The sequence below is a fragment of the Methylobacterium sp. B1 genome, assembly GCF_000333255.1.
Lineage (GTDB): Bacteria > Pseudomonadota > Alphaproteobacteria > Rhizobiales > Beijerinckiaceae > Methylobacterium > Methylobacterium fujisawaense.
In genome coordinates this window covers 1-1,441 of the sequence record NZ_BACT01000853.1, presented here as the reverse complement: position 1 = coordinate 1,441, position 1,441 = coordinate 1, and the positions used below count along the sequence as shown (strand labels likewise).

Annotated in this window: 1 protein-coding gene and 1 pseudogene; both read right to left on the bottom strand. The window is 70.3% G+C overall.

The window, feature by feature from the left end:
• Window positions 1-29: 29 nt before the first annotated feature.
• A pseudogene (locus I53_RS24595) lies at window positions 30-782 on the bottom strand (DUF1624 domain-containing protein); the annotation flags it as partial.
• Window positions 783-1,041: 259 nt separating this feature from the next.
• Window positions 1,042-1,441 (bottom strand): DUF3526 domain-containing protein (locus tag I53_RS24590; protein ID WP_148291236.1); only part of this gene is annotated, 400 nt, incomplete at its 5' end.

Here is a 1,441-nt window from a genome sequence, read left to right as displayed (position 1 = left end):
CGAGGGCGTGCGGCCTAGCTGCCCGCCACCGGTTCGCCGTAACCGTTGAGCGCGCGCAGGACGAGGAAGGCGACGAGCGCGGCCGCCCCGAGCCCGGCGAGCCAAGCGCGACGGCGCGTTTCGTCGACCGCTCCCGTGAAAAGCGGCCCGAGCGCGTAGCCTGCCGCGATCACGCCGATCCACGGCAGGAGCGGGTACGACGTCCGGGCCACGCCGCCCCAGGGCAACGCGATCATCCCGCGCTGATGCAGGATGGACCAGAGCACGTAGCCCGGCTCGCCCGCTTGAAGCACGAGCCCGTCGAGCAGGTTGTGACCGAGCATGAGCGCCAGGGCTCCGGTCACGAGGAGAACCCGCGGCAGCCAGAGCAACGCGGCCAGCGCCACCATGCACAGGCCGATCACCCAGATCACCTGCAGATAAAGGATCGGCGGCCAGAAGCTGCCGGCCCAGGCGACATTGACGAGCGTCACTTCCAGCAGGATCAGGAGCAGCCCGCGCTTGAGCAGGAAGGCGGCGGTCGCTCGCGGACCGTGCTTCTGCCCATAGAGTCTGGCCGAAAGGCCGGTGAGCAGGATGAAGAGCGGAGCGCAGAGGTGCGAGGACGCCCGCGTCAGGAACAGGTCCGGCGGCGTCGCGGCGAGATCCATGGGGTCTCGGACCTGCGCATGAAGGTAGAAGAACTCCCGCACGTGGTCGACGAGCATCAGGAGCATCACCAGCCCGCGTAAGGCGTCGATCGAGAGGATGCGCGGCGGGCGCTTCACGTCCGTGGTCGTCACGACTGGTCCTCAAGACGGCAAAGCAGATTTGGGCGCGCGGCCGGGGTCCAGACGGTGTCTCCGCGGAGCATGCAGAAGCCGCGACGGCTCAATCCGCCGGCAAATCCCACCGGGGTGTACGGCCGCTCGCGCACGAGAGCCGCCAGTCGCCGCTTCGACGCGTGCCTGGACCAATGCGCGCGAAGCGACGCGGCTCGAAGTTCTGCATCGCCGGGCCGCGTCTCAAAATCCGGGCGGGCAGCCGACGTCGCGACAGCGCTCATACGGACCATATCGCGAAGCGGCGGAAGGCCAGCCCGGCCAGAGCCAATGCCACGCCCCACAGGGTGAGCGCACTGAGCGCGGCCTGCCATCGCGCTGCGTCTGCCGCGATCACAGTTGGAAAGCGTGGCACGGCATCGTAGGCATCGAAATCGAGGCGCGCCGGGCAGCCTGCGCAGACGGCCGCCGGCCGCACCTCCTGCGCCAGGATGCGCGGTTCGAAGAAGGCGCGCAGGCTCCGGCGGTACTCGGAGGCTGCAGCGAGAAAGGCGGCGTGGCGGGCGGCGTCGGTGCCCGCCGCCGTGTCGAGCGCGAGGGCGAGCGTCGTCGCCGGAGACAGAAGAGCCAGGCGTGCGCTCCAGGCCGCGGCGCCCTCGGCGCGGGCCTGCATCCTGCGC